We start from the raw sequence: 25,846 nt of genomic DNA, 5'->3' as shown, positions 1-25,846 counted from the left end.
CTACTCCTTTGCGGGCGGGAACAGCTTGGTGAGCAGCATGGATACCAGGTAGATCACGAGCATGACCAGGAACACGCCGCCCCAGCCAAGACCGAGGATCTGAAGCGCCTGTTCAAGAGTCTCGAACATATGCGACTCCTCTCATGACACCGAACAATACGGGTTTGTTCGGGGAAGGGTTGGTAAAATGTCGGAACGACCGCAGCGGTTAGAGCAGGATGCCGAGTACGAGGCCGCCGGCTACCACGGATGCGATCTGACCGGCCACGTTGGCGGCGCTCGCCTGCATGAGGATGAAGTTCTGCGGGTCGGCCTCGGTGGCGAGCTTCTGCACCACGCGTGAGCTCATGGGGAAGGCGGAAATGCCGGCAGCGCCCACCATCGGGTTGATCTTCTCCTTGCGGAAGAGGTTCAGCAGCTTGGCGAACATCACGCCGCCCACGGAGTCCATCACAAAGCCGAGCAGGCCCAGAACCATAATGATGAGGGTGTCTACCTGCAGGAAGTCGTGGTACTCCATCTTTACGGACACGCAGAGGCCGAGCAGAATGGAGATGAGGTTCACGAGCTCGTTTTGCGCGGACATGCTCAGGTTGTTGAGGACGCCGCATTCGCGCAGCAGGTTGCCGAACATGAGGAAACCAACGAGCGGCAGGGAGTCGGGCGCTACCAGGCCGGCGACGATGCAGATGATCACCGGGAAGAGGATCTTGGCCGTCTGGGACACGCCGCGCGGGTTGTACTTCATGCGGATTTGGCGTTCCTTCTTGGTGGTCACGGCCTTGATGGCAATGGGCTGGATGATGGGCACGAGTGCCATGTAGCTGTACGCGGCGACCATGATTGCGCCCATGTACTTACTGCCCAGGCTGTTGGCGACGAAGATCGAGGTGGGACCGTCGGCGGCGGCGATGATGCCGGCGCTGGCGGCATCGGCAATGTCGAATCCCAGAAGCGAAGCCACGATCGTCACAAAGAAGATACCGAACTGGGCGGCTGCGCCAAAGAGCAACAGGAACGGGTTCGCGAGCAGCGGGCCGAAGTCGATCATCGCGCCGATGCCGATGAACAGCAACAGCGGGAAGAGCTCGGTCTCGATGCCGGCCTGGAAGAGCACGGTGAAGGGGCCGGCCTGGCCGCCGGTCTCGAGCACGCCGGTGTTCGGGATGTTAACGAGGATAGTGCCGAGGCCCATGGGCACGAGCAGCGTGGGCTCGTATTCCTTCCGAATGCCCAGGTACATAAGGACGCAGCCGATGGCGATCATGGCGATGCGCCCCGGCTCGGCCACGAGGCCGAGAATGCCTTGGATGAGAACGTCCATAGGAGACTCCTAGAGAAAGACGGAAAAGCGCTTGACGCCTTAGCCGTGCGAGAGCGGCGTCGTTAGGCGATGGAGAACAGCGGGTCGCCGGGGTTCACCATGGCACCCTTCTCCACGTTGACGGAGGCGATGGTGCCGGCCTGCTCGGCCACGATCTGCGACTCCATCTTCATGGCCTCGAGAATCATGACGGGCTGGTTGACCGCTACGGCGTCACCGGTATTGACGAGGATGTCGAGGATCTTTCCGGGCATGGGGGCCGCCTGCTCGTGGGCGCCGGCGGGCGTGACCGCGGCAGCGGGTGCCGGAGCAGCGGGCTCGGGTGCGGGCTCCGGAGCTGCGGGTGCGGGGGCCGGGGCGGGCGCCGCCGCCGGTGCCGGAGCAGCGGGTGCGGCAAGGGAGTCGGTGGCGGTAGGCTGGGGAGCGCCGATTTCTTCCATTTCCACCAGGTACTGGGTTCCATCGATCGAGATCTTGAACTTACGCAGCATGGGTCTCCTCCTGGGACGACTTCTTATAGATACGGGTTACGGCAAACGTGGATTCCGGGAGCGCGCCGGCGGCGAGCGCGCTGGCGATGAGCGTCACGCGCTGATACTCAGGGTTGGCGAGGGACACGCGCGTCACCGTGAGGTCGCTCGTGGGGCGATCGCCTGCCGCGATGGCGGTGGCGGCGATGCAGACGGGCAGATGGTCGTGCGGATCCACGGGCAGGTAGGGCGCGAGCGGCTCCCAATCGGGGCCGGGCCACGCGTTGGACGCGGGCGGCGCGGCGGGCGCGCCGGCGGATGGGGGATCGGGCGCCGGATGCGGGGAATCATCCTCCCCGCGGGGTCTGAGTGCGTGCAGCCAGGACAAGAATCCCATGGGCAACCTCCGGGTTCGGAATCACTAGGCGGATGGTAACGCTAACAATCTCCCAGCTCGTTCCACAAAGCGGCGAACCGCTCGCATACGTCCGGGGGCGGTCCAGACGGAGGCGTTTTGCAACCGGCATGCCAATCGGGGCGTCGCTCGCCGGGCGTCGCCGATACGCGCGCGTCCGGTAAATCGGCAAGCGTGTACAATAGATCCTTGTGAGATCAACCAAGCAAGGAGCATCTTCATGTCCCTCTCTATCGGCATCGTCGGACTGCCCAACGTAGGCAAGTCCACGCTGTTCACCGCGCTCACCAAGAAGAGCGGTCTAGCGGCCAACTATCCCTTTGCCACCATCGATCCCAACGTCGGTATCGTGGACGTGCCGGACGATCGCCTGCAGGCGCTGGCGGATATCGTGCATCCCGGCCGCATCGTGCCCGCCACGGTGGAGTTCGTCGACATCGCCGGTTTGGTGAAGGGTGCCAACGACGGCGCCGGCCTGGGCAACCAGTTCCTCGCCAACATCCGCGAGACGGATGCCATCTGCGAGGTCGTGCGCTATTTCACCGATGAGAACGTCATGCGCGAGGACGAGCACGTGGGCGAGTTCGTGGATCCCGCAGCCGACGCGGATACGATCATGACCGAGCTCATCCTGGCGGATATCCAGACGCTCGAGAAGCAGCTGCCCAAGCTCGAGAAGGAGTCCAAGCGCGACCGCGAGCTGGCGCCCAAGTTCAACGTGGCTACGCGACTACTCGCCTGGCTGAACGAGGGCAACCGCGCCGCCGCCATGGACATGACGGACGAGGAACGCGCCGCCGCCAAGGCGCTCTTCCTACTCACCATGAAGCCCATTCTCTACGTTGCCAACGTGGACGAGGACCAGCTGGGCGAGACTCCGGCGGCCATCGACGGCGTGACGCCCATCCCCATCTGCGCCAAGGTCGAGGCCGAGCTGTCCGAGCTCGAGCCCGACGAGGCAGCCGAGTACCTGGCCGACCTGGGCCTCGAGCGCTCCGGTCTGGAGACACTCGCACAGGCTGCCTACCACCTGCTGGGCCTGCAGAGCTTCTTCACCGCCGGCGAGATGGAGGTCAAGGCCTGGACGGTGCGCCAGGGCGCCACCGCTCCGCAGGCGGCCGGCGTGATCCACACGGACTTCGAGCGCGGCTTCATCAAGGCCGAGGTCATCGGCTACGACGACTACATCGAGCTCGGTGGCGAGAAGGGCGCGCGCGAGGCCGGGCGCCTGCGCATCGAGGGCAAGAGCTACGTGATGGCCGACGGCGACGTCGTGCACTTCCGATTCAACGTTTAGGGGGCTTTTTCGATGCCTATTTTCCGGTACGGTAAAAAGGGCGGCGTCATGGCGATCTTCCTGCTGGTGCTCGCCGTCATCCCCATTCTGCTCGCTATCATCTACGTGCCGCAGATGGCCGATCAGGTGCCCACCAAGGTAAACGCGGCGGGCGAGGTGCTCCGCTGGGGTAGCCGCTATGAGATGCTCGTGGCACCGGCGCTCTGCTTCCTGCTCTCGGTGGCCACGCTCGGAAGCGCCTTCAAGCAGGCGAACCTGCAGAAGGATTCCAAGGTCATGGCGCGCCTCACCTACGAGCGGTTCGTGCGCAACGGCATGGTGACGGCCGTGGTCCTCAACCTGGCGAACGCCTATCTGCTCATCATGGTGATGACCGGGCGCGGGTACGGCTTCTAAGACTGGGACGGACCTTCGGGGCTTCAAGAGAGGGCGGGTGCCTTTGCTGAGCAAGGGACCCGCCCTCTTTGCTACATCGTGCGGTCGAAGTTGACGGGCCGGTAGAAGAGCTCGGCGAGCCGCATCTGATCGCGCGTTTGGCCGAGCGCCCACATGGTCTTCGCCACGAGCGCCTCGGTGGTCATATCGCCGCCCTTCAAGATGCCGGGATGCTCCGCATAGGCACGGCCGACCTCGTAGACGCCCAGGTCGAGCCCCTCCTCGGGTACCTGCGTGGTCATGACGAGGGTCCGGCCGGAGTCCACCCAGCCAAAGATGGCGTCCTGGAACGTCCGCCCGGCCGCGTCGGCGTAGTCGGGCACCCCGCCGATGCCGAAGGTCTCCAGGATGACGCCGTCGTAATCGGGGCGGAGTAGGTCGAAGACGTGCGGCGTGAGCCCGGGGGTCAGGCGCACCACGCAAACGCGGTCGTCGAGGGTGTGGGAGAACCGGGGGTCACCGGAGGTGCTTTCGCTGTCGCTGGATACCATGGCACCCGGCGTTCCGCTGCGGATGATACGGTCGGTGCGGATGTAGGCGAGTGAGGGATAGTTCACGCTCTTGAAGGCATTGAAGCTCATGGTGCGCTGCTTGCGCCCGCGCGTGCCGGCGATCACGGCGCCGCCGAAGACGATGGAGACGTCGCGCGAGCGGTCGTTTGCGGCGTAGAGGATGGACTGGTAGAGGTTCAGCCGCGCGTCGGTGAAGGGGTTGCCCATGGGCTGCTGCGATCCGGTCAGCACGATGGGCTTCTCGCTCCCCTGGATGAGGTACGAGAGCGTGGCCGCGGTATACGACATGGTGTCGGTGCCGTGGAGCACCACGAAGCCATCGTAGGAGCCATATGCCTGCTCGATGACGTGGGCGATGGCGAGCCAGTCCGCGGGGCGCATGTTGGTGCTGTCGATGTTCATGGCCTGCGCTACGTCCACGTGGGCGATGCCAGCGATCTGCGGCACGGCGCGAACCAGGTCCTCGCCGCTCAGGGCGGGGGAGAGCCCGTCCCCCTCTTCAGCGGAAGCGATGGTGCCGCCGGTGGCGATGAGCAGGATGTTCTTCATGGGCAGCTCCTCGAGTGCGGTGACCTGGGTGCGGTGCATTGCAAGAACCGATTGTCTCACGAGTATCCCGGCGGCCGCATGGGTCAGCTGATTCTGCAGCGAATCGCCGTTCACCCTCCCTATGCCAGGGGAGGGGTGAGCTGGAAGTCTCGTGCATGCCCGGCAGCCCGGGTCTCCGCGAGCGTGCGCCACGTTATCATGAGCAGGTTGAGAAATACGTCCGCGCAGAGAGGAATCGCATGTCGCAGAACGCAGCTAGCAACGTTGACCAGAAGGTCCTCGTGTTCGATTTCGGCGCGCAGTACGGGCAGCTCATCGCTCGTCGCGTGCGCGATTTGCACGTGTACTCAGAGATCGTTCCCTGCGATATCACGGCCGATGAGGTTCGCGCACTGCATCCCTCGGCGCTCATCCTCTCCGGCGGTCCCGCTTCCGTGTACGCCGAGGACGCGCCCAAGATCGACCCCGAGATCCTGAACCTCGGCATCCCCGTGCTCGGCTTCTGCTACGGTCACCAGACCATGGCCGTGGCGCTCGGCGGCGAGGTCTCTCACTCCGAGGTGGGCGAGTACGGTCCCGCCAAGCTCACCCGCGACGGCGGCTCGGCGCTCTTCAATGCCACGCCCATGGAGCAGACGGTGTGGATGAGCCACCGCGACAGCGTGACGCGCGCGCCCGAGGGCTTCACCGTGACCGCCTCCACCGACGTGTGTCCTGTGGCCGCCATGGAGTGCTCGGAGAAGAAGCTGTACTCCACGCAGTTCCACCCCGAGGTCAAGCACACCGAGCACGGTCAGCAGATGCTCAGCAACTTCCTGTTCGACATTTGCGGGCTCGAGCCCACGTGGACTATGGACAACCTGGCCGAGAGCATGACCGCCACCATCCGCGAGCAGGTGGGCGAGGACCGCGTGATCCTGGCGCTCTCCGGCGGTGTGGACTCCTCTGTGGTGGCCGCGCTGTGCTCCCGCGCCATTGGCAAGCAGCTGACCTGCGTGTTTGTGAATCACGGCCTGCTGCGTAAGAACGAGCCGGAGCAGGTGGAGGAGGTCTTCACCAAGCAGTTCGACGTCGATTTCATCCACGTGCACGCCGAGGACCGCTATGCCGCGCTGCTGGACGGCGTGACGGAGCCGGAGGAGAAGCGCCGGATCATCGGCACGCAGTTCTGGAAGGAGTTCTTCGCCGTTGCCCAGCAGCTCGAGTGCGACGGGCGTCCGGTGAAGTACCTCGCGCAGGGCACCATCTACCCGGATATCATCGAGAGTGGCGCGCGCAAGACGGGCGGCAAGGCGAGCACCATCAAGAGCCATCACAACCTGATCCCGTTCCCCGAGGGCGTGCACTTCGACCTCATCGAGCCGCTCGACCACTTCTTCAAGGACGAGGTGCGCGCGCTCGGCCTGACGCTGGGCCTGCCCGAGCATATCGTCTTCCGTCAGCCGTTCCCGGGTCCGGGCCTGGCCATCCGCATCATCGGTGCCGTGAGCCCCGAGAAGCTTGCGATCCTGAAGGACGCCGACGCCATCGTGCGCGAGGAGCTCGATGCCTACAACGCGCGTCTCTTCGAGGTGACGGGCGAGCGCAACAGCGAGCATTCCTGCTGGCAGTACTTCGCCGTGCTCCCGGACATCAAGTCCGTGGGCGTCATGGGCGACGAGCGCACCTACGCGCGGCCGATCATCCTGCGCGCGGTGGAGAGCTCCGACGCCATGACGGCTGACTGGGCCAAGCTGCCCTACGAGGTGCTTGCGCGCATCTCCGGCCGCATCGTGGCCGAGGTGCCGGGCGTGAACCGCGTGGCGTACGACATTACGAGCAAGCCGCCCGCGACGATCGAGTGGGAGTAGGAAATTCGGTAGTTATGGGGGTATAAATCGTCATTTCTGCTAGAAATACCCCGATAAACGCGATATTTGCTATACTGGCTCCAGTCGAAAGATTGGGGCCAGTATGCGTTTGTTCGAGCGCGAGGACTATCTCGAGAAGATCCGCGGGTTCTACCACGACGACGGCGTGATCAAGGTCCTCACCGGAGTCCGCCGGTGCGGCAAGTCATGCCTCATGCAGACCGTCGCCGAGGAGCTCAGGGCCACGGGGGTGCGGGAGGATCACATCATCTACCTCGACCTCGACCGATACGGCTTCCGCTCGGTGAAGACGCCGGACCAGCTCGAGGCGCTGATCGAGCCCGCGCTCAAGATTGACGGCATGAAGTACCTCTTCATCGATGAGATCCAGAACGTCGAGGGCTTCGAGGAGGTGGTGAACGAGTTCCGCGCCGAGGGCGGATTCTCCATCTTCATCACCGGGTCGAACTCCTACCTGCTCTCCGGAGAGCTCGCCACCAAGCTGACGGGGCGCTACGTCGAGTTCGAGGTGCAGACGCTCAGCTTCAAGGAGTACCGCGAGATGAAGCGCTTCCTAGGGCAGGCGGTCGACCCCAACCCTGTGGCCGAGCTTGACCGCTACATCCTCGAGGGCGGCTTCCCCAAGGCGCTCGACTACCCCAAGATGGCGGACAAGCGCGCTTACGTGAGCTCCGTAATCAAGGAGATCTTCGAGAAGGACATCCGCCGGCGCGTGAAGGTGAAGAACGTCTCGGTCTTCAATCAGGTGCGCGACTACGTCATCAACAACTTCGGTGCAACGACCTCGCTGACGAACATCCAATCCGACCTCGAACGGCAGGGCGTCCGCACCAAGCGCGAGACGCTCAACCGCTACCTTCAGATACTCGAGGATGCCAAAATCATCAGCAAGTGCACGCGCTTCGACATGAAGTCGCGCAAGTCGCTTCAGGGCGAGCAGAAGTACTATCTTGCCGATTTGAGCTTCTACTTTGCGCTGAACACGGACAACCGCATCAACTACGGGCCGGTGCTGGAGAACATCGTCTATTGCTACGCGAAGAGCCTAGGTTACGAGGTGAGCGTGGGGCGCATCGGCAAGCTCGAGTGCGACTTCATCATGCGCTCGCCCGAGATGGAGTACGCCTACGTGCAGGTGGCGATGACCATCATGAACAGCCGCGAGACCGAGGACCGCGAGTACCGCCCGCTCGAGCAGATACGGGACAACTGGCCCAAGTTCGTCATCACGCGCAGCGACCCCATCCAGCACCGCGGCGGCATCGTGCACGAGAACGTGACGGAGCTGATTGGGGAGGGGCGGACGTTCGGGCTGGTGTGGGCGGGCGTCTCGCCGGAGGCGGACTAGTAGAAAGTGACTTCTACAGACTCCTGCTTACTCAGCTCGAAGGATAGTGCAAGCAAGAGAGTGCGGATGCCGCAAGAAAAATGCGGCCGAAGGCGCAGGCGCCCGCGACCGCAAAAAGCCATCTGGCTTTTCACAATGGGTTGACTTTATCACATCGACTATTTGCATTGCGGAGATGTGGCAACAACGGGCATGCAATGTCAGACAAAGTACAACTGTGTGATAGGAGCCGCTGTGGCCTTTGCGGCTGCAACTGAGCCCATCTCCGTCAAGCTCCGCAAGGACGAAAAGGGGCGCTTCACTGCTGTCTGCGACGAGATTGGTGCCTCCCCGAGCAACGCCATCCGTATATTCGACTCCGCGTTCAGCCACCTGGGCGGGTTCCCATTCGACCCCTCGAATCCCTGCATATTCAGTCCCGAGACGCTCGCCGTGGTGGATGACGTGGCGGCGGGCAGGAACCTCTCCGGCCCCTACCGCACGGTGAAGGAGGCCATGGTCGCGTTCGACGAGGACTAGGCCATAATGGAGCTGAGGTTCGCGGCGAAGTTCGAAGCGCTCATGCGCACGGAGGGCTGCCAGAAGCGACACATGACCACTTTCTGGGCGGGACGTACCGTGGGTACCACACCGAGGTGGGATTACTGCTCATCTACCACATCGATGAGGAAGGTCTCGTGCTCGCCGTCACGCGCGCGAGGAACCAAAGGGAGTTGTTGGGACTGTGGGTAACGTAAGATTGTTATCTTCAGGACATTGTGCGAGCGATCGGGGGAAGATGGGTGACTTGATTATTTCAGTGTTAATCTCAATAGTGACTTCGCTGATTGCATCAGTGGTGTTTTCCGCTGCGACTGATGGCAGAAGATGGAGAAAGGTGAGGCCAAAAGTCGAATTCGATATATACGAGATTCTGCTGAGTCTAATGCGTTTTATCCAAGTGGGACTTGAGATTAACGAAAACGGATGGAGGTTTTCGTTTGAGAAGGTGGAGGCTGGTGAGGCGACGACAGAAGATTTCAACCTTTGGCTGCAAAACAAATGCCTGAATAATACCTACAAGTACGATGAGATGGGTGACAGGCTTCTACCTATTGGAGATAAGTTAGCTACTTGCAGGGATAAGCTATGCAAGCAAATCGATCGTTGTGCCGCCTACCATGCTTTTATGACCGCCGAGGAAATTCTGCTTCTGAAGAAGATAGCGACGAAGGTCTGCGTTTATTCATACGAAGAGAATGCGGAAATGGTCATTGCCGGCAAGGTGTTCCGCCCTGTTAATCCAACGCTGGCTTACATGGCAGATAATTTCCTCGAACTAAGTCAGCTTTATTTAGCGTTGCAGAATAAAGCTATTTCATATCGCAGGATCGATCGAACAATCAACAATTATGTCGTAAGCGATTTTAGAATTGCAAAAGCAAGGAAACATTATTATGCGGGAGAGTATCGGCGCTGTATTTGTGCATTGAGGCTGATGAGAAAGGTGGACGTATTTCAAAAGTACTCGCTGTTGTTTAAGGCGTATTATTGCTGCGGGGAAATAGAAAAAGCGCTTGTAGCTCTTAACCATTATCTCGACGTGACTACACTGAAGCCTATTTCATTTCGAAACATCTTCAGCGACATGCATATGAATATTCACAGCTTAGATGAGAGGGTGCTAGAAGATTTATGCGATCGTTTTACGAATGATGCAGTGAACGAGATGATTCGAGAGTTGGATCGAGAAAAACGTATAGAGGATGCCGCAATCAAATCGGCTTTAGAAATCAAATCGCATTATGCCAAGGGATAAGAAGCCAAGCAGGAGCTCAACTGACTTCATCTATATGCGCGATGAATCGATAATCTGGCTATAGGAATCAGCCTGCATAATATGGGTTGAGCTTCAGAGTAAGCACATGGAACGCGATCGTTCTTATATTCCGATGAAATGATGGTGCACCGTTTAGACAAGAGCGTGTGTGGGCTTTTTTCTCTTGCTGAATTATGGTGCGAAGAGGTGTCTTGGAGGAAACATGTCTAAGGATTCGCAAGGGCAAACAATCGGGGCAATATTCAAGGGACTTCTCGTGTTTGCAGTCTTGGTGGCAATTTTCGTTGTAGCTTCTTCTGCCATCATTAATTTCGTGTCAGCTTCAATAGCTGCGCTTTTTTCCACTCTATCCACTATTGATGTCGCTATAGTTGTCGCATTGATTACCGGCTGCGTTTCTATAGTAACCGTTATCGGGGGTGGTATTGCAAATAATTACCTAGCTTACCGTCAAAGAAACAGTGAGTACTTACGAGAGCATAGGGCGCAAGCGTACGAAAAGCTAATTGAAATAGTGTACAAAATGCTCATGAAATCAAAGAAGAAGGAACAATATGGTGCAGACGAAATGCTAAGCGACATGAATGACTTTAACCAGTCGCTGACTTTGTGGGGATCTTCCAAAGCCATTCGTCTATGGGATGAATGGAGGCTGGCGACCGTCGGAAAGCAGCCGTCTGCCTCCGAGCTTCTCTTTGCTATGGAGAAAGTGCTAATCCAACTACGGCGGGATATGGGGCAGGGTAGAGGTCTGAAAAAGGGCGACCTACTCAAACTGTTCATCAATGATGTTGATACGCTGCTTGGCAGCTCCAATTCTGCAAATCAATGAAGGGGCTCTTGGCGTTCTCGACACGTTGGTGCGTGTTGATTCCTAGGATCCATCTCCTTCTATTGAGAAAAAATGCCGCATGCGGCAAAATTGCTCAATAGAAGTCGATCGGGAATCAAGGCGAGGCACACATGGAAATCAGGCGGGACCGATATCTCAACAGGCTCATCGACCGCATGCACAACGATATGGTTAAGGTGGTCACGGGCATCCGTCGCTGCGGGAAGACGTATCTGCTCTTCAACCTCTTCGGCGACTACCTGCGCTCGGAGGGCGTCGATGACGAGCACATCATCGAGGTCGCGCTCGACGTCGAGGAGAACGCCGCGCTCCGCGACCCCGCCGCGCTGTCCGCGTACCTGCGCTCGAAAATCGCGAGTGGGCGCGAGCAGTACTATGTCTTTCTCGACGAGGTCCAGTATGCCATCTCGCGCGAGGAGCTCAAGAACCCGGACGTCCCACCCCGGCTCTACGGCGTGCTCAACGGGCTCCTGCGCATGCGCAACGTCGACGTGTACGTGACGGGGAGCAACTCGAAGCTCCTCTCGCGTGACGTCATGACGGAGTTCCGGGGGCGCGGGGACGAGGTCCGCGTGCGACCGCTGTCCTTCTCCGAGTTCATACAGGGCTTCGATGGCGATCGCTACCAAGGCTGGGCCGAGTACACGGTGTACGGCGGCATGCCGCTCACGCTTTCGATGCGCACGGACGAGCAAAAGGCGCGGTATCTCGAGCGGCTCTTTGAGGAGACGTATCTGAAGGACGTCGTGGAGAGGCACGAGATAAGGAAGCGGGATGAGCTTGATGACCTCGTGAACGTGCTCGCCTCCGGTATCGGGACGCTCACGAACCCAAGTAAACTCGAGAACACGTTCAGGAGCGTGCTCCATTCCAAGATCTCCTCGAACACGATCTCCAGCTATATAGGCTACCTCGAGGACGCCTTCGTCATCGAGGAGGCGCGGCGCTACGACGTGAAGGGGAGGGGCTACATCGGCAGCCCCCTGAAATACTACTTCGAGGACGTCGGGCTCCGAAACGCGCGGCTCGGCTTCCGTCAGGTCGAGGAGGGCCACATCATGGAGAACGTTGTCTACAACGAGCTCCGAGCGCGTGGGTACTCGGTGGACGTCGGCGTGGTCGAGAAACGTGTTCGCGAGGAGGGTAGGGACGTTCGCAGGCAGCTCGAGGTGGACTTCGTTGCTAACAGGGGCTCCGACCGCGTCTACATCCAATCGGCGTTGGAGATGAGGACTCCCGAGAAGGCCGCACAGGAGAAGGCCTCCCTGCTCGGCATCAATGACAGCTTTAAGAAGGTTGTGCTTGTGCGCGACGTGGTGAAGCCCCTGCGTGACGAGCGGGGCGTGGTCACGATGAGCGTGTTCGACTTCCTGCTCGATGAGAACAGCCTTGTTGGGATATAGGAGAAGAAGCGACCACGTTGAGTTCATTTTTGAGTTCATTCGGGCGTCGAAGATTCGGTTGATTTTGGTTAATGGGGAGGCGGCAGTACACCACGTAGACGAGAGACCATGGAAATGCACAATTTAATTACTGAGTGGGAATAAGCAGAGACCCTTTGCGAGGGAGGCCGGAAGCGGCCTCCCTCGTTTTTTATCTGTATGCGGTGGGCTGTTGTTCGCTCTCGTGTACGTTGTACAAACAAGCCATTGGAACAACCTCTCAAGCTGTTTAGCTGGGATTATTGTTTGACGGTATGTTTTGGCTCGATTCCAATTCGTCAAACCGCTCCATCAATCTTTAGCGAATTGATGCTGACCAGCCGATTGCTGTTGTAGGCGAAGGACCGCGCAATTTGGTACTCAAATTGTACTCACGGCATTTTGAGGGTCGATTTCTCGGTACTCACGGTGTCAGAAAGTTGCCCTTTACCTCGGCTTTTCATTTACTCTCTGCGATGCCTTCAAGCGACTGCTTGACTGCCTTGCGATGATAAAAGTAACGAATTCCCACAAGCGGTCTTCGTCCTGCCGCGCTTAGGAGTTTTGAGACTTATGAATGAATCTGACACACGGCTGAAGCTGATAGACCCCGTGATCATGAAGTCATGGGATCGCGACAGCCAGGTCTTCACCGAGTACTACTTCACGGATGGCGAAATCGTCGTCCGAGGGAGCATGGTCACGCGCAGGGACAAGAAGAAGGCCGACTATCTTCTTATGTATGCGCCGAACATCCCTATTGCCATTGTTGAGGCCAAGGATACCGACCACACCGTCGACGCTGGCCTTCAACAGGGCATGGGTTACGCCGAGGCCCTCGATGTTCCATTTGCCTACAGTTCCAACGGCAAGGGCTTCGTGGAACATGATTTCCTTACGGGCAAGGAACGAGATCTTGCCATGGACGAGTTTCCATCTCCGGCCGAGCTCTGGGCGCGCTACTCAAAAGCCAAAGGCCTCGAGAACCCGCACAGTCAGGAGATCGTTACCGCTCCCTATTACCAGGAGCGCGGCGGCAACCGACCGCGCTACTACCAGTGCATCGCCATCAACCGCACCCTCGAGGCCGTAGCGCAAGGTAAGGACCGAATCCTCCTCGTCATGGCCACGGGAACGGGCAAGACGTTCACCGCCTTTCAGATCGTGCACCGCCTGCGCCAGTCGACCGAGGTCCGCAAGGTCCTCTATCTGGCCGACCGGAACATCCTCGTTGATCAGACCATCGACGGGGACTTCAAGCCGCTCAAGAAGGTCACGACCAAGGTGACTGGTCGAAAGCTCGATTCGGCGTTTGAGGTCTACTTCTCCCTCTATCAGCAGCTCGTTGGGGAGGACGGCGAGGAGATATTCCGTGCATTCGACCGCGAGTTCTTCGACCTCATCATCGTGGACGAGTGCCATCGCGGCAGCGCGGCGGAGGACTCCGCCTGGCGTAAGGTGCTCGAGTACTTCAGCGGCGCCATCCAGATCGGCATGACGGCCACGCCTAAGGAGACTGAGGACGTTTCCAACATCACCTACTTCGGGGAACCCGTCTATACCTACTCGCTCAAGCAGGGAATAGAGGACGGTTTCTTGGCACCCTACAAGGTCATCCGCCCCAAGCTGAGCGTTGACGTCAACGGGTATCGCACTGAGGAGGGCGCCAAGGACGACCGCGGTGAGGTTCTGCCCAAGCGCGTCTTCGAGAAGCAGGATTTCGACAGCGAGATCGTCATCAAGGAGCGCTACGAGCAGGTGGCCAAGAAGGTCACCCAGTTCCTCAAGGAGACCGACCGCTACTCGAAGACCATTGTCTTCTGCGTAGACATCGAGCATGCGGAGAACATGCGCCGCGCACTCGTGAACGAGAACGCCGACATCGTGAAGGACCACCCGACCTACATTATGAAGATCACGGGCGATGACAAGGAAGGCAAGGCGCAGCTCGACAACTTCATCGACCCGGACGAGAAGTTCCCGACCATCGTCACCACGTCTAAGCTCCTCACCACCGGCGTCAACTGCAAGACCTGCAAGGTCATCGTCCTGGACAACAAGTTCGGCGGGCATGGCATGACCGAGTTCAAGCAGATTATCGGGCGAGGCACGCGAATCTGTGAGGACTACGGCAAGCGCTACTTCACCATCCTGGACTTCCGCGACGCGTCGCGCCTGTTCGCCGATCCGGACTTCGACGGCGAACCAGTCGTCATCTTCGATCCCCCCGAGGACGGACCTATGACGCCTCCGGAAGACGACCCGACGAATCCCGGCACGGGGGACGACCCTGGCGTCATCGTCGACCCGCCCGGCCCGGAATGGTCGCCCGTCGACCCACCGGACGACCCTCCGGGCCATATCAAGTACCACGTGCACGGCGCCGACGTCTACGTCGTCTCCGAGATTGTTCAGTACTACTCCTCTGACGGGCAGCTCGTGACCGAGAGCCTGAAAGACTACACCCGCAAGAACATCCTGGGAGAGTTCGACACCCTGGACCACTTCCTCGCGGCGTGGAACTCGGAGCACAAGAAACAGGCCATCATCGACGAGCTGCGCGCCCACGGCGTGTTCCTCGACGAACTCCGCCGCGAATCGGGGCAGGAGCAGATGAGCGACTTCGATCTCATCTGCCACATCGCCTACGACCAGAGGCCCCTCACGCGGAGCGAGAGGGCCAACAACGTCAAGAAGAAGGGCGTGCTCTATGAGTACGCCGGGGTGGCCCGTGAGGTCCTCGAGGCCCTGCTCGACAAGTACGCGACGTCAAACCTCGTCGACCTGGACGACACCCACGTCCTTGACCTCGAGGAGTTTCGGCGCTTTGGCAACCCCATGAAGATCGTCGCCGCGTTCGGAGGCAAGCAACAGTACATCCAGGCGGCGCAGAGGCTCGAGGACGAGCTCTACGTCGCGTAAAGAAAGGCAACGGTAGCAAATGGCGCTGGGATCTCTCGTAAAGACCCTTCAGAACATCATGCGCAAGGACGCCGGTATCAACGGCGATGCCCAACGCATCGAACAGATGACGTGGCTGTTCTTCCTCAAGATATACGACGCCAAGGAGCAAGAGTGGGAGTTCCACGACGACTCCTATAGGTCCATCATCCCCGAGCGCCTGCGCTGGCACAGCTGGGCGCACGACAACATGGACGGCAAGGCGCTTACTGGCGACGAGCTGCTTGACTTCGTAAACAATGACCTGTTCAAGACCCTTGAGAGCCTCGAGCTCGCGCCAGACGCGCCGCTGCGCCACGCCGTCGTGAAGGCGGCCTTCACCGACGCTAACAACTACATGAAGGACGGCATCCTGCTGCGCCAGGTCGTCAACGAGATCGACGGCGCCGTCGACTTCACCGAGTACAAGGAACGCCATGCCTTCGGTGAGATCTACGAGACCATCCTTAAAGATCTGCAGTCGGCGGGCAACGCCGGCGAGTTCTATACCCCGCGCGCCGTTACCGACTTCATGGCCCAGGCACTTGCGCCTAAACTCGGCGAGACCGTGGCCGACTTCGCGTGCGGTACCGGCGGCTTCCTTACGAGCGCGCTCAAAATCCTCGACGCTCAAGTGCAGACTCCGGCCGACCGCGAGCTCTACGCAAAATCAATCTACGGTATCGAGAAAAAGCAGCTTCCCTACCTTCTCTGCGTGACCAACATGCTTCTGCATGACATCGATAACCCGCAGGTGTTCCATGACAACTCCCTCGAGAAGGACGTCCGCGAGTGGCGACACAAGCCCGACGGTCAGTTTGATGTCGTGCTCATGAACCCTCCCTACGGAGGCTCCGAGAGCGCTTCTGTTCAGAACAACTTCCCGGCCGCGCTTCGCAGCTCCGAGACCGCTGACCTGTTCTTAGCTCTCATCCTCTACCGTCTTAAGAGAAACGGTCGCGCCGCTGTTATCATCCCGGACGGTTTCCTGTTCGGCCAGGACGGCGCCAAGACCGAGATCAAGCGGCGCTTGTTGGAGGAGATGAACCTGCACACCGTCCTGCGTCTTCCGCAGAGCGTGTTTGCTCCCTATACGCCCATCACCACCAACGTCCTGTTCTTCGACAACACCACACCTTCCGAAGGCGTCTGGTTCTATCGCATGGATATGCCCGAGGGTTACAAGCACTTCTCTAAGACCAAGCCCATCAAATCGGATCACTTTGCGCCCGTGAAAGAATGGTGGGAGAACCGCTGGGAGATCGTTGAGGACGGAAACCCGAAGGCCAGGTTCTACACCGTTGATGAGCTGCGCGACGGTGGCTTCAACTTCGACCTGTGCGGCTACCCACACGAGGAGGAGGAAATCCTGCCGCCCGACGAGCTCATCAGGAGCTACAAGGCGGAGCGTGCCAGGCTTGACGCCGAGATTGACCAGAAGCTTGCCCAGATCTGCGAGATTCTCGGAATTGAGGCGTAGATGAAGGCAAAGGACCTCAAGAACTCAATCCTCCAGATGGCGGTCGAGGGCAAACTCGTGCCTCAGGACCCCTATGACGAGCCAGCAAGTGTTTTGCTCGAGCGTATTCGTGAGGAGAGGCACAAGCTCATCGTTGAGGGGAAGGTCAAGTTCCCCAAGGGCGGCGAGAGCATTATCTATACCGGTTCCGATGGCTCCCCCTATGAGAAGCGCGTCGACGCCAAGGGGCGCGTGCTGAGCGACAAGAGCATCGCGGAGGAGGTGCCGTTCGGGATTCCAGGAAACTGGACCTGGGCGAGGTTGGAGGACTGCTGCAAGAACGTTGTTGATTGCCCGCACTCAACTCCACAGTACCTTGCAGCCGCAACAGGTTTTACCGCAATTGACACCAACTGCATGGATGACAATTGGAATCTTACGGATCTCAGAAATCTATCCGAGGAAAGCTACAGGAGGCGCACCGGAAGATATGTCCCAAGACCTGGAGACATCGTCTTTTCTCGCGAAGGATCCATCGGCAGGTCCGTAATCCTCGATTCAGAATGTGTATGTCTTGGCCAACGCGTAATGCTGTTGAGCTCCAATCCCAAGCTCCTTCTCAACAAATATTGTCAAGTCGTTCTTTCTTCACCCTATGCATGGGACCTTTACCTTGTAGCCAACGTTGGCACCGGTGTTAAGCACATCAACGTCTCCATGGTTAAGAGGTTGCTCGTCCCCCTCCCGCCCCTCGCCGAGCAGCGCCGCATCGTCGAACGCGTCAACGAGCTCATGCCCCTCGTCGAGGAGTACGGCGAGCTCGAGGACGCCCGCGAGGCGCTGGACGCCGCCCTGCCCGGCCGTCTGCGCAAGTCGGTGCTGCAGATGGCCGTGCGGGGCAAGCTCGTGCCGCAGGATCCCTCCGACGAGCCCGCGAGCGAGTTGCTTGAGCGCATCCGCGAGCAGCGCCGCCAGCTTGTGGCCGAGAAGAAGATGAAGGCCCCCAAGGGCGGCGAGTCCGTCGTCTTCGCCGGTTCCGATGGCCGCCGCTATGAGAAGCGCGTCGACGCCAGGGGCCGCGAGTCCGAGCCCGTCTGCATCGAGGACGAGATCCCCTTCGACATCCCGGAGAGCTGGGCGTGGGCGAGGCTGGAAAGTTTAATTACCCTGCTGTCGGGAACAGACCTAAAGCCAGCCCAATATAACGATTTGGGGAAAGGAGTCCCTTATCTCACCGGGGCTTCTAATTTCAAACACGGCTCATTGATTGAGAATCGCTGGACGGAAGAAGTGAGTCGGATAAGCCGTCGCGGCGAGCTTTTATTTACATGTAAAGGCACAGTGGGTGAGATGGCGCTAAATTCGTTTGACCAGGCACACATCGCTCGCCAGATCATGTCGATAATGCCATCTAAAAAGCAGACATTGCCCTACATCACCGTGTTCCTTGGCTGCATGGTCGAAGCCATCAAATCTCAGGCGAAGGGGGTTATTCCGGGGATAGAGCGCTCGACCCTGCTCCACGCACTTGTTCCCTTCCCTCCCCTTCAAGAGCAAGTTCGTATCGTGACGACCGCCAATGCAATATTGGCTCTGATTACCAGTCAATAGTCCTATCAACTGCGGCGCGCTGCTCGCTAGCAGTGCGCCGCAGGTATATGCGGGTCGTCTCGATGCTTTCGTGCCCCATGAGATCGGCTAGAAAAGCGATGTCGGGGTCTCGGGCTATGAAGTTCTTTGCAAAGAGGTGCCTGAAGGAGTGCGGATAAACGACATCCGGATCAACTCCGTAGCGGACTGCGATTCGCTTTAGTCCCAAGGCTATGCCCCTCTGCGAAATAGCATCGCCCGACGGGCCCGGAAACAGTGGGTCGTCACCCGATTTGCTCAAGCACAGCTCAAGCGTATGATCTTGAAGCTCCCGTGGTATCCAAATACGGCGCAGCTTCTGGCCTTTGGAAAGAATGTCCATGTAACCATTGCGCACATGTGCAATGGTGAACTTACGCAGCTCGCTCACGCGGGCTCCCGTACACGCCAAATACCGGACAACGAGATTCCAATACCAGTCCCCATCGCGTTCAAGACCGCGCCGGATGATGCCGTATTGCTCGTTGCTGATTACCTTGTCCAAGAACGGCTTCTGTTGGACGCGGACTCCTTTTAACCGCAGACCTTCGTAGCCGAGATAGTCCAAATACGCGTTAATAGCCCCGATGCGATTGTTTGCGGTCTTTGGCGCAAAAGAGGCGACCAGCCACTCCTTGTGCTCTAGGAGCGACTGGTCCGTTAAGTACTGGCATCTTGATCTGAGCTGTCTTGCGGCAAACGTATAGGAGTCTACGGTTTTTTTCGAAAAGCCTCTAAACAACAAATAACTAGCGAACTGTTCCATGACATCCCCCTTCGTTGATGCCATGAAACTACAGTTTAGATTAGTTGTGAGAGCACCTCTTCCACGCGCTCGACGATGCGACGCTGCTCGGCCAGGGGCGGGAGGGGGACGAGATACTGCTTTACCGTTTCTTGCGAAAGTTCCCTCTGCTTCGTGCTGCCGCTCGCCTGGTCCTCGATGACGGACTGGACCGATGGCCCGGCGAAGTACGCGAAGGCGTACGCGAAGCAGAGCCAGTCCTCGTGTGTCCGTATGACCGTCACGTGGCTGTCCGCAACGGCCCAGCCGTACTTGTTCTTCTTCGAGTCGTAAACGGCCATGCGTCCCAGCGTGCCCAGCCCGGTGGAGTTCCAGAGGAGGTCCCCGTCCCTGAGGATGCGATCATCGTCGTACTTCTCTACGGTGTCGGGGTCGACGAACTTCGCCTTCTCAAGGGAGAAACCTGCCCATTGGTTGCATTTCTGGGCAACCACGGGGTATTTCTCGACCATCGAGTACTTGGGCGACTTGCCCCTCTGGATGTACGAGGTCACGCTCTCCAGCCTCGCCCACGCCCAGCTCTCCGGGATGTCGAAGGGGATCTCGTCCTCGATGCAGACGGGCTCGGACTCGCGGCCCCTGGCGTCGACGCGCTTCTCATAGCGGCGGCCATCGGAAGCGGTGTAGATGACGGACTCGCCGCCCTTGGGGAGCTTCATCTTCTTCTCGTTTATAAGCTGCCTGCGCTGTTCACGGATGCGCTCAAGCAAGACGCCAACGGGCTCGTCGTCGGGGTCCTGCGATACAAGTTTGCCCTGCACGGCCTCCTGAAGCACGGATCTGCGCAGGCGCCCGGGCAGCGCGGCGTCGAGCTCCTCGCGGGCGTCCTCGAGCTCGCCGTACTCCTCGACGAGGGGCATGAGCTCGTTGACGCGTTCGACGATGCGGCGCTGCTCGGCCAGGGGAGGGAGGGGGATCAAAACCTCGGTAATCTTAGAGACGGCCAAACCGGGTTGAGCGGTCGCGGTCGCATATTGATTCAGGTCGAGCGCCCTAAGAAATAGGCATGCCCAAGCAACGCTAACTTCGGATGGACAGGTAGTTACAACTGCATGCTCAGTCGCATAGAACCTACCGGTTGCTCGTTGGACATTTCCGCAAAGAGCACCTTGGCGCCCGATTATTGGAAAATCCCCCTCATTGTTGAAACGTGAAACGTACCCACGGACTCCATTGCCTCCATAACAGCGATACAGGGCCTTGTCGTCCGCCACTTCAGAAATCTCGGCTGCCTTGATATTCTTACCGGCCTTCATTTCAAAGAGCGCGCCGATTCTCGTCCATGTCCATCCGCCGGGAATCTCGAACGGCACCTCCTCCGCGATGCTCTTGTCGCTCAGCACGCGCCCCTTGGCGTCGACGCGCTTCTCATAGGGGGAGCCATCGGAACCTGAGCGGCCTTTCGAGCAGCCCTTACGGCATGCGCCGGTTGCGTCCTCGTGCTCTGCGGCCGGGTGGCGCCTCCGCTGCGAGGCGTAAAGGGGGCCCACGAGACCCCGCACAAATCTACGCTTCGCTCCGATTGGTGGAGGTCTCGCGGACCTCCCTTGACCCCTCTTCGCTCCGGCGCGGCTTTGCGGGGAGCAAAGCGAACGACGACGCGCGGCGTCGCCATTCGCTTTGCCCGCAAGGGCTCGAGATTCTAAGGGCCACGCGCCCGGAACGGAGGAAGACATGCAAGCACTCATGACCGAGGAAATCGCCAAGGGGCTGCCGGCGCTGTACGCGCAGGACGGCGCCGACGACCCGACCGTTTTCGTCCACTACTTCTCATGCGTGAGCGGGTGGGACTGGTGGCTCACCGAGTACGACCCGGCGACCGGCGAGGCGTTCGGCCTCGTGCGCGGGCTCGCCGAGGAATGGGGCTACTTCTCCATCCCCGAGATGGAGGGCCTCAACCGCTCCAAGGGCTTCGGGGCCATCGAGCGCGGCGAGCGCTTCTCGCCCGCCCCGGCGAGCCGCATCGAGGGGAGGTAGGGATGCTCTCCTTCGAGTTCGAGCACCGAGGCGAGAGGCGTAGGCTCGCGGTCTACCGCGACGCCTACGCCGCGGGCGGCAACCTCGCGCTCGTTATGCTGGACGCGACCGACCCCCGCGAGGACGGGTACCTGGAGGAGTACGGCGTCCTTACGGTGAACCTCCCTTGCGACCCCGCCGCCGCCAGGTGGTGCGCCTGCCCGGGCCACGTCGTGGTGGACACCAACAACAACCCCGCCCTCCTCGTGGGCGCGCTGGAGGAGCAGGGGGTCCTGCGGGTCGCGCCTGCCTCCGTGCGCTCGGGCCATTGCCTTTACCCTCTCGCGTGTCTCTCGGCCGCGGCGATGGACGCGCTCGAGGACGCGGAGGGCACCGCGCGCTCGCTGCTCTCCGAGGCGGGGCCGCTGCCCGCGGGCTGACGCCGACGCCCCGGCCGGCGCGAGCGCCGGCCGGGGCACACTGTGGGCATGGGGGCGGGGCGGGCCCGCCCCGCCTAGGGGAAGGAGACCCGTATGGACCCGGAGGACCTGGAGGACCTGGACACCCTCGAGGAGGTCAGGCGCCACCTCTACTTCTGGGCCGAGGTGGGGACGGTCAGCGGGCACGAGGACTGCGACCATCAGCTCATCGGCGAGGAGATGGCGAGCGCCCTCAGTGCCGACGCAGACAGGGTGGGCGCCGTCCTCGCGAGGCTTTATGGGAGGCGCGGCCGCTGACGCCGGCCCGGCTGGACACGCAGAAGCGGGGCGAGGCGCAGGGACCCTCGCCCCGCTGTTTTTCCGCCGCGGGCGGCGGTGCAGGATAAGGCTCCACTACGTTTCGCCGAAGGCGAACGGCGCAACTCGGCGAGCCGAGTTCGAAGGTGCAGGTAGATAGCTGTGCCAAGCATGAAAAACGCCCGCGCCCGCGTGAAGTGCGCAGGCGCGGGCGTGTAATCGATCGGGACATTTCCGCTGGGTATGGGCGATTACACGGCTAGAAGCCCTCGGGAACGTAACCTGCGACCGTTTTCGGCTTCGTTGGCGCTGCCGCCGTGGCATCGGGGGCGGTCGGGCCCTGCCAAACCTCCGGGACCGTCCCGTTCCTGACCTTACGACGAGCGGTCGATTGCTCCATGAGCGCCCGCTCGGCATCGGGCGACGTCATCCCGAGCATGGTTCCCACGAAAGTCTCGGTGACGTCTCTGCTGGGAAAGGCCATCGGCACGCCGTCGTGGATAACGAGGGCTCCCGTCTCGCGGCCGGTCCAACGCTGGAGCTCGTCGGGCGTGATGAGCGGCCTGCGCACGAGCCCCTCGCTCGTGCCCGTCGACCCGGTGTTCGTTCCCTTCGTTCGGCTCGTGGACTGTGCGATCGCTGTGTAGGAGCCCATCGACTCCGAGAGCTTGCGTGCGGTGTCCAGGTTGGAGCAGGAGAGAACGACCTTGTCCTTGAGGAGGTCGAGTATCGTCTCGGCCTCTTCTTGGCTGTAGCCGGAGACGGACTGGAGCTGGAGGAGCGACTGGCAGAACCAGAGGACGTGGATGCCCTCCGAGCGCATCTCTCCCAGGTCCTGGACGATCCTCTCGTTGCGGCCGAGGGAGGCCGCCTCGTCGAGGAGGAGGACGGTCTCGACGGGGCAGCGTCCGGCATGGCCCGCAGCGCAGGAGCGCAGCGCCGAGAGCGCTTGCGAAACGAACGTCTGGACGAGTCGCTTGTAGTTGCCCGTTGCCGAGGACGATGAGATGAAGACCACCGTGGGTTCCTCGCCGATGCCCCCGAGACCGCACTCGTCATCGTGGAGCATCCGGGCCACGTTGCCATCGACGTATTCGGTGAGGCAGTTGCTCAAGGTCGAGACGATGCCGGGCCCGCCCCCGTGCTCGCCGTTGAGTCCGCCGAGGAAGGGGAGCGCGGGGTCTCTAGCGGGCAGGGATGCTGCCAGGGCGGCGATGCGGTCGAGCGGGCCCTGGTCGCCCAAGGGCGAGATCGCGGCCGCGACGGACATGACGGTCTTCTCGTCTTCCGGAATGGAGGCGTTCTCGATGAGGGTGAGGGAGATGCCGACGAAGAGGTTTCGAGCGCCGTCGTAGAAGAATGGCTGGCCTTTCGACGGTGAGGGTACGATGCAGCGCGCGAGCTCGCGCAGCTCCCTCGCACAGCCGCCGGCCCCCTCCGCCCTAAAGGCCTCTTTTGCCCTTTCGAGCGGATTGAATCGTACTGAGGACGCGGGCGCGTCGAACATAACGTCGACGATGCGGTGCGTGCCCGCCTTCTCGAACGCTGGCTCAAGGTAGGCCCTGAGCTCGCCCTTGATGTCGTTGATCACGATCGAGCGACCCTGCTCGAAGTTTGCCATGGCGGACATGATCGCGATACGGCGACTCTTGCCCTCGCCACTCTCGGCGAGGATGCAGGCGTGGACCGAGTCGATGAGCCTGATGCTCTTTCCGACCTCGCCCACGACCAGTGTGCCGCCTGAGGGCCTTTTGCCTTCCTGCCATGATTCGCTTCTGCGCTTTAGCTCACCGTGTGCTGAGATGAGCCTTGCGTCGCCGTGGATGGGTGCGCCTGGCGCGCGACGTCCGCCGACCCAGGTCCCGTCGTGGAGCCAACGGGACCAGTCGAGGTGGCTCCAGATACCGGCGGCTATTGAGAGGACGAGGATTGTCGCGCATCCCGCGAGGAAGGTGTCGTCCCCGATCAGCTCCGGCAGGGCTTCGAGCGGGTTTTGGAGCACGGTCTCGGGGAGTTTGGGCACCATAGCTGTGCCGAAGCTGGCGAGTGTCGCTGCCGTGCCGACAACCCATGCCCTCAGCCAGCGCCATATTGCGGGCAACGGCACGAGTGCGATCGCGACCCCGACGGCCGCGCTGGTGGCGACACAGCGCTTGAAGTGCGCGGCCTCGTCAACGTTGAAACTCTTCTGCTTGCTCATAGAATCATTCCCTTCACTATCGTTTTCGCCGGTGCCAGCACGATGCCAGCTGCATCGCCCCTGATCGCGGCCGATATGGCCGCTGCCAATGCTCTTGCGAGCACGCGCTCGGCTTTTCGCCCGACCTCGTCTGACAGGTCCTTCCTGCCTTTCGAGTTTTCCGTTGCGGATACGAGCGCTTTGGCAAGAGCTTTTCCCGCCGCAACGGGGGCTTTTGCCATGGAGAGCGCGTAGGACGGGCATGGCCGGAGACAACTCTCCGGGATGGGCCTCCGCTCGCGGACGGCTTTCCGCGCCTCCTCCAGGTCTTTACCTGTGACGCAGGCACGGATTTCGCCGATGAGCGTCCTCATGCGCTTGCGTTCCGTTGCGGGGCCGTCGTCCAGCCTTGCAGACGCTATCGGTTCCCGCTCGTTGGCCGTCGTTCGGTCTGGCGCGATGGTTCTCAGCAGGGCGTTGCCCTGGCGTACGCGCAGTTCGCGAACGGCGTCGTTTACGTAACGGTCTCTTGCGACGCCTTCGAGGCCCTTGAGGCCGGCGCAGCGCTCCACGGATTCGCGGTAGGAGGTGCCCGCTTCCTTGATTTCAGGGTGCTTTGACTCGGCTTTCGCAATCGCGGTGTCGACCGCCCTGGCGACATCTGGGTGCCAGCGGTGGAGGTGTGCGTAGGATATGCGGCCGTTCGGCGGCAGCGCGACGTCTATCTCCTCGGCGGGAACGCGGCGGGTGGCTTCGACTGTTCGCGATCTCGCGAGGTCGCGAGCCTCGTGCTCGGCCGCGAGAGCTGGGGCCAGGGCCGCGTCGGTAAGCGCCCCTCTTGCCCGATTGAGCCTGCTGCGGGCTATGAGCGAGTCGAACAAGCCGTCGGACGACCACGCTATGACGTGCACGTGCTTGGAGCTCGGGTGGTTCTCGTGCTCGGCGGCCACCCAGCGGACGCTTGACTCGGGGACGTCCATCGCCTCGGCGAGTGCTGGTGTGAGGTTCCGGCGACAGAAGCGCTGCCAATCCTCCTTGCAGGCGAGATCGAGCTCGCTCGCCTCGTCTCTTCGCACGCTGAGCACGACGGTGGCGATCGCGCCATCGGCTTTCTCGAGCTCCCTGCGGGCTGCGCGGAGCGGGATGGCCCCGTCCTGGTCGAAGAGCGCGGTCGACCCGGGTCTCTCGGCGCAGTAGCCGACGAGACCCATCCTCTTGGCGAGCGCGGAGCGCCTGAGGTCGTCGACGGTGGCGGACTTGTCGGCTCCCTCGCGTGTGGCGATGTACTCGACGTTGTTGGTGATGACGGCGGAGCGCCCGCGCGACCCGGAGAGGTGCACGTGGGCATTCACGACGAGGCTGCTACGACTTGCCATCTGACAGGCGCTCCCTCGCCTCCGAGAGCGTCATGCCGCGCTGCATGAGACCGGCCTGCTTGTCGTAGGCGGCATAGATGTCCGAGGCGCTCACGCCGCCCAGGCCCTCGAACGTGCCCTTCTCGATCTCGACCGCCGCGATAGCTGCGACGATGGAGGCTCGTGTCGCTCGGTGGACGACGCGCGCGATGCGGTCCTCCTGCTCGGCGTTGCGCTCGCCGAGCGTGCGGTCGAGCTGCTCCAGCAGCGGCTGCATGACGCCGCGAAGATAGGTGCCGAGCTCGGTGGAGTAGAGCGAGAGCCCGTCGGAGGCTAGCCCGGCGGTGATGAGCTCGCGCGTGGCTGCACTGTCGCTGAGACCCCTGGAAACCCCGTAGGCGTGGAGCCGACGGTAGGTCTTGTCGGGGAGGCGAAGGCTCATGACCTTCGACCGGTCTTTGCCGGCGGCCAT

General features: G+C 60.9%; 24 protein-coding genes. 14 read left to right on the top strand and 10 right to left on the bottom strand.

What is annotated here, in order from left to right; all coding sequences use genetic code 11:
* From GDJ97_RS09685 to GDJ97_RS08570, 4 genes are all read right to left on the bottom strand, one after another.
* Positions 1–129 (bottom strand): OadG-related small transporter subunit, encoded by a 129-nt coding sequence (locus GDJ97_RS09685; protein WP_255445813.1) that lies wholly within the window; start codon positions 127–129, stop codon positions 1–3.
* A 79-nt stretch (positions 130–208) separates the two neighbouring features.
* Positions 209–1,324: a sodium ion-translocating decarboxylase subunit beta gene (locus GDJ97_RS08580; protein WP_152070874.1), complete on the bottom strand. Its 1,116-nt coding sequence runs from the start codon at positions 1,322–1,324 to the stop codon at positions 209–211.
* Between the two features lie 62 nt (positions 1,325–1,386).
* Entirely contained in the window at positions 1,387–1,815 is a 429-nt protein-coding gene (locus GDJ97_RS08575) for a biotin/lipoyl-containing protein (protein WP_152070873.1), read from the bottom strand.
* Positions 1,805–2,191 (bottom strand): hypothetical protein, encoded by a 387-nt coding sequence (locus tag GDJ97_RS08570; RefSeq protein ID WP_152070872.1) that lies wholly within the window; start codon positions 2,189–2,191, stop codon positions 1,805–1,807. Before GDJ97_RS08570 ends, GDJ97_RS08575 begins: the two co-directional genes overlap by 11 nt.
* Positions 2,192–2,429: 238 nt before the next feature.
* On the opposite strand from GDJ97_RS08570, the gene ychF reads away from it, so the two are divergent.
* Together ychF and GDJ97_RS08560 are read left to right on the top strand one after the other, a co-directional pair.
* Complete coding sequence (gene ychF, locus GDJ97_RS08565; RefSeq protein ID WP_152070871.1) at positions 2,430–3,506, top strand: redox-regulated ATPase YchF; 1,077 nt, start codon at positions 2,430–2,432, stop codon at positions 3,504–3,506.
* Positions 3,507–3,518: 12 nt separating this feature from the next.
* Positions 3,519–3,902, top strand: a complete 384-nt coding sequence (locus GDJ97_RS08560) for a DUF1648 domain-containing protein (RefSeq protein ID WP_226808976.1) — start codon at positions 3,519–3,521, stop codon at positions 3,900–3,902.
* 71 nt (positions 3,903–3,973) lie between these two features.
* On the opposite strand, the gene GDJ97_RS08555 is transcribed toward GDJ97_RS08560, so the two are convergent.
* The gene (locus GDJ97_RS08555) at positions 3,974–5,002 is read right to left on the bottom strand and encodes an asparaginase (protein ID WP_152070870.1); all 1,029 of its coding nucleotides are present in this window, start codon (positions 5,000–5,002) and stop codon (positions 3,974–3,976) included.
* Positions 5,003–5,241: 239 nt separating this feature from the next.
* On the opposite strand from GDJ97_RS08555, the gene guaA reads away from it, so the two are divergent.
* The 9 genes from guaA (at position 5,242) to GDJ97_RS08510 (ending at position 18,324) form a co-directional block, all read left to right on the top strand.
* Complete coding sequence (guaA, locus tag GDJ97_RS08550; RefSeq protein ID WP_152070869.1) at positions 5,242–6,852, top strand: glutamine-hydrolyzing GMP synthase; 1,611 nt, start codon at positions 5,242–5,244, stop codon at positions 6,850–6,852.
* Positions 6,853–6,955: 103 nt separating this feature from the next.
* Positions 6,956–8,221: an ATP-binding protein gene (locus GDJ97_RS08545; RefSeq protein ID WP_152070868.1), complete on the top strand. Its 1,266-nt coding sequence runs from the start codon at positions 6,956–6,958 to the stop codon at positions 8,219–8,221.
* A gap of 234 nt (positions 8,222–8,455) precedes the next feature.
* Complete coding sequence (locus GDJ97_RS08540; protein WP_226808974.1) at positions 8,456–8,740, top strand: type II toxin-antitoxin system RelB/DinJ family antitoxin; 285 nt, start codon at positions 8,456–8,458, stop codon at positions 8,738–8,740.
* Positions 8,741–8,999: 259 nt separating this feature from the next.
* Positions 9,000–10,019, top strand: a complete 1,020-nt coding sequence (locus GDJ97_RS08535) for a hypothetical protein (protein WP_152070866.1) — start codon at positions 9,000–9,002, stop codon at positions 10,017–10,019.
* 223 nt (positions 10,020–10,242) lie between these two features.
* Positions 10,243–10,872 (top strand): hypothetical protein, encoded by a 630-nt coding sequence (locus GDJ97_RS08530; RefSeq protein ID WP_152070865.1) that lies wholly within the window; start codon positions 10,243–10,245, stop codon positions 10,870–10,872.
* A 131-nt stretch (positions 10,873–11,003) separates the two neighbouring features.
* Entirely contained in the window at positions 11,004–12,296 is a 1,293-nt protein-coding gene (locus GDJ97_RS08525) for an ATP-binding protein (RefSeq protein ID WP_152070864.1), read from the top strand.
* Positions 12,297–12,887: 591 nt separating this feature from the next.
* Positions 12,888–15,236 (top strand): EcoAI/FtnUII family type I restriction enzme subunit R, encoded by a 2,349-nt coding sequence (hsdR, locus tag GDJ97_RS08520; RefSeq protein WP_152070863.1) that lies wholly within the window; start codon positions 12,888–12,890, stop codon positions 15,234–15,236.
* A gap of 19 nt (positions 15,237–15,255) precedes the next feature.
* Complete coding sequence (locus GDJ97_RS08515; protein WP_152070862.1) at positions 15,256–16,734, top strand: class I SAM-dependent DNA methyltransferase; 1,479 nt, start codon at positions 15,256–15,258, stop codon at positions 16,732–16,734.
* On the top strand, positions 16,735–18,324 hold the full coding sequence (locus GDJ97_RS08510) for a restriction endonuclease subunit S (protein ID WP_152070861.1): 1,590 nt from the start codon (positions 16,735–16,737) through the stop codon (positions 18,322–18,324).
* Here the strand turns inward: GDJ97_RS08510 and GDJ97_RS08505 are convergent.
* Both GDJ97_RS08505 and GDJ97_RS08500 read right to left on the bottom strand, forming a co-directional pair.
* Positions 18,311–19,108 carry a tyrosine-type recombinase/integrase gene (locus GDJ97_RS08505; protein WP_152070860.1) on the bottom strand — a complete coding sequence of 266 codons (798 nt, stop codon included), beginning with the start codon at positions 19,106–19,108 and terminating at the stop codon, positions 18,311–18,313. The genes GDJ97_RS08510 and GDJ97_RS08505 overlap by 14 nt on opposite strands.
* Positions 19,109–19,143: 35 nt before the next feature.
* Positions 19,144–20,490: a restriction endonuclease subunit S gene (locus tag GDJ97_RS08500; protein ID WP_193221380.1), complete on the bottom strand. Its 1,347-nt coding sequence runs from the start codon at positions 20,488–20,490 to the stop codon at positions 19,144–19,146.
* Between the two features lie 331 nt (positions 20,491–20,821).
* On the opposite strand from GDJ97_RS08500, the gene GDJ97_RS08495 reads away from it, so the two are divergent.
* The 3 genes from GDJ97_RS08495 (at position 20,822) to GDJ97_RS08485 (ending at position 21,840) form a co-directional block, all read left to right on the top strand.
* Positions 20,822–21,124, top strand: a complete 303-nt coding sequence (locus tag GDJ97_RS08495; protein WP_152070858.1) for a DUF2958 domain-containing protein — start codon at positions 20,822–20,824, stop codon at positions 21,122–21,124.
* A 2-nt stretch (positions 21,125–21,126) separates the two neighbouring features.
* On the top strand, positions 21,127–21,543 hold the full coding sequence (locus tag GDJ97_RS08490; RefSeq protein WP_193221379.1) for a DUF4313 domain-containing protein: 417 nt from the start codon (positions 21,127–21,129) through the stop codon (positions 21,541–21,543).
* 93 nt (positions 21,544–21,636) lie between these two features.
* On the top strand, positions 21,637–21,840 hold the full coding sequence (locus GDJ97_RS08485) for a hypothetical protein (RefSeq protein WP_152070856.1): 204 nt from the start codon (positions 21,637–21,639) through the stop codon (positions 21,838–21,840).
* Between the two features lie 259 nt (positions 21,841–22,099).
* Here the strand turns inward: GDJ97_RS08485 and GDJ97_RS08480 are convergent, their stop codons facing one another.
* From GDJ97_RS08480 to GDJ97_RS08475, 3 genes are read right to left on the bottom strand one after another with little or no spacing between them, the layout of a single operon-like run.
* The gene (locus tag GDJ97_RS08480) at positions 22,100–24,040 is read right to left on the bottom strand and encodes a type IV secretory system conjugative DNA transfer family protein (protein ID WP_193221378.1); all 1,941 of its coding nucleotides are present in this window, start codon (positions 24,038–24,040) and stop codon (positions 22,100–22,102) included.
* On the bottom strand, positions 24,037–25,395 hold the full coding sequence (locus tag GDJ97_RS09430) for a hypothetical protein (protein ID WP_193221377.1): 1,359 nt from the start codon (positions 25,393–25,395) through the stop codon (positions 24,037–24,039). Before GDJ97_RS09430 ends, GDJ97_RS08480 begins: the two co-directional genes overlap by 4 nt.
* Entirely contained in the window at positions 25,382–25,846 is a 465-nt protein-coding gene (locus tag GDJ97_RS08475; RefSeq protein WP_117862498.1) for a hypothetical protein, read from the bottom strand. Before GDJ97_RS08475 ends, GDJ97_RS09430 begins: the two co-directional genes overlap by 14 nt.

Origin of the sequence: Collinsella sp. AK_207A (genome assembly GCF_902501965.1) — a bacterium.
In the GTDB taxonomy this organism is placed as follows: Bacteria; Actinomycetota; Coriobacteriia; order Coriobacteriales; family Coriobacteriaceae; genus Collinsella.
Note: the sequence above shows the minus strand (reverse complement) of the source record. Positions and strands in the feature narration are given on the sequence as shown.

Coding starts and splice junctions, on each gene's coding strand:
- GDJ97_RS09685 (WP_255445813.1), bottom strand. CDS start 129: ATGTTCGAGACTCTTGAACAGGCGCTTCAGATCCTCGGTCTTGGCTGG.
- GDJ97_RS08580 (WP_152070874.1), bottom strand. CDS start 1,324: ATGGACGTTCTCATCCAAGGCATTCTCGGCCTCGTGGCCGAGCCGGGG.
- GDJ97_RS08575 (WP_152070873.1), bottom strand. CDS start 1,815: ATGCTGCGTAAGTTCAAGATCTCGATCGATGGAACCCAGTACCTGGTG.
- GDJ97_RS08570 (WP_152070872.1), bottom strand. CDS start 2,191: ATGGGATTCTTGTCCTGGCTGCACGCACTCAGACCCCGCGGGGAGGAT.
- ychF (WP_152070871.1), top strand. CDS start 2,430: ATGTCCCTCTCTATCGGCATCGTCGGACTGCCCAACGTAGGCAAGTCC.
- GDJ97_RS08560 (WP_226808976.1), top strand. CDS start 3,519: ATGCCTATTTTCCGGTACGGTAAAAAGGGCGGCGTCATGGCGATCTTC.
- GDJ97_RS08555 (WP_152070870.1), bottom strand. CDS start 5,002: ATGAAGAACATCCTGCTCATCGCCACCGGCGGCACCATCGCTTCCGCT.
- guaA (WP_152070869.1), top strand. CDS start 5,242: ATGTCGCAGAACGCAGCTAGCAACGTTGACCAGAAGGTCCTCGTGTTC.
- GDJ97_RS08545 (WP_152070868.1), top strand. CDS start 6,956: ATGCGTTTGTTCGAGCGCGAGGACTATCTCGAGAAGATCCGCGGGTTC.
- GDJ97_RS08535 (WP_152070866.1), top strand. CDS start 9,000: ATGGGTGACTTGATTATTTCAGTGTTAATCTCAATAGTGACTTCGCTG.
- GDJ97_RS08530 (WP_152070865.1), top strand. CDS start 10,243: ATGTCTAAGGATTCGCAAGGGCAAACAATCGGGGCAATATTCAAGGGA.
- GDJ97_RS08525 (WP_152070864.1), top strand. CDS start 11,004: ATGGAAATCAGGCGGGACCGATATCTCAACAGGCTCATCGACCGCATG.
- hsdR (WP_152070863.1), top strand. CDS start 12,888: ATGAATGAATCTGACACACGGCTGAAGCTGATAGACCCCGTGATCATG.
- GDJ97_RS08515 (WP_152070862.1), top strand. CDS start 15,256: ATGGCGCTGGGATCTCTCGTAAAGACCCTTCAGAACATCATGCGCAAG.
- GDJ97_RS08510 (WP_152070861.1), top strand. CDS start 16,735: ATGAAGGCAAAGGACCTCAAGAACTCAATCCTCCAGATGGCGGTCGAG.
- GDJ97_RS08505 (WP_152070860.1), bottom strand. CDS start 19,108: ATGGAACAGTTCGCTAGTTATTTGTTGTTTAGAGGCTTTTCGAAAAAA.
- GDJ97_RS08495 (WP_152070858.1), top strand. CDS start 20,822: ATGCAAGCACTCATGACCGAGGAAATCGCCAAGGGGCTGCCGGCGCTG.
- GDJ97_RS08490 (WP_193221379.1), top strand. CDS start 21,127: ATGCTCTCCTTCGAGTTCGAGCACCGAGGCGAGAGGCGTAGGCTCGCG.
- GDJ97_RS08485 (WP_152070856.1), top strand. CDS start 21,637: ATGGACCCGGAGGACCTGGAGGACCTGGACACCCTCGAGGAGGTCAGG.
- GDJ97_RS08480 (WP_193221378.1), bottom strand. CDS start 24,040: ATGAGCAAGCAGAAGAGTTTCAACGTTGACGAGGCCGCGCACTTCAAG.
- GDJ97_RS09430 (WP_193221377.1), bottom strand. CDS start 25,395: ATGGCAAGTCGTAGCAGCCTCGTCGTGAATGCCCACGTGCACCTCTCC.
- GDJ97_RS08475 (WP_117862498.1), bottom strand. CDS start 25,846: ATGGCCGCCGGCAAAGACCGGTCGAAGGTCATGAGCCTTCGCCTCCCC.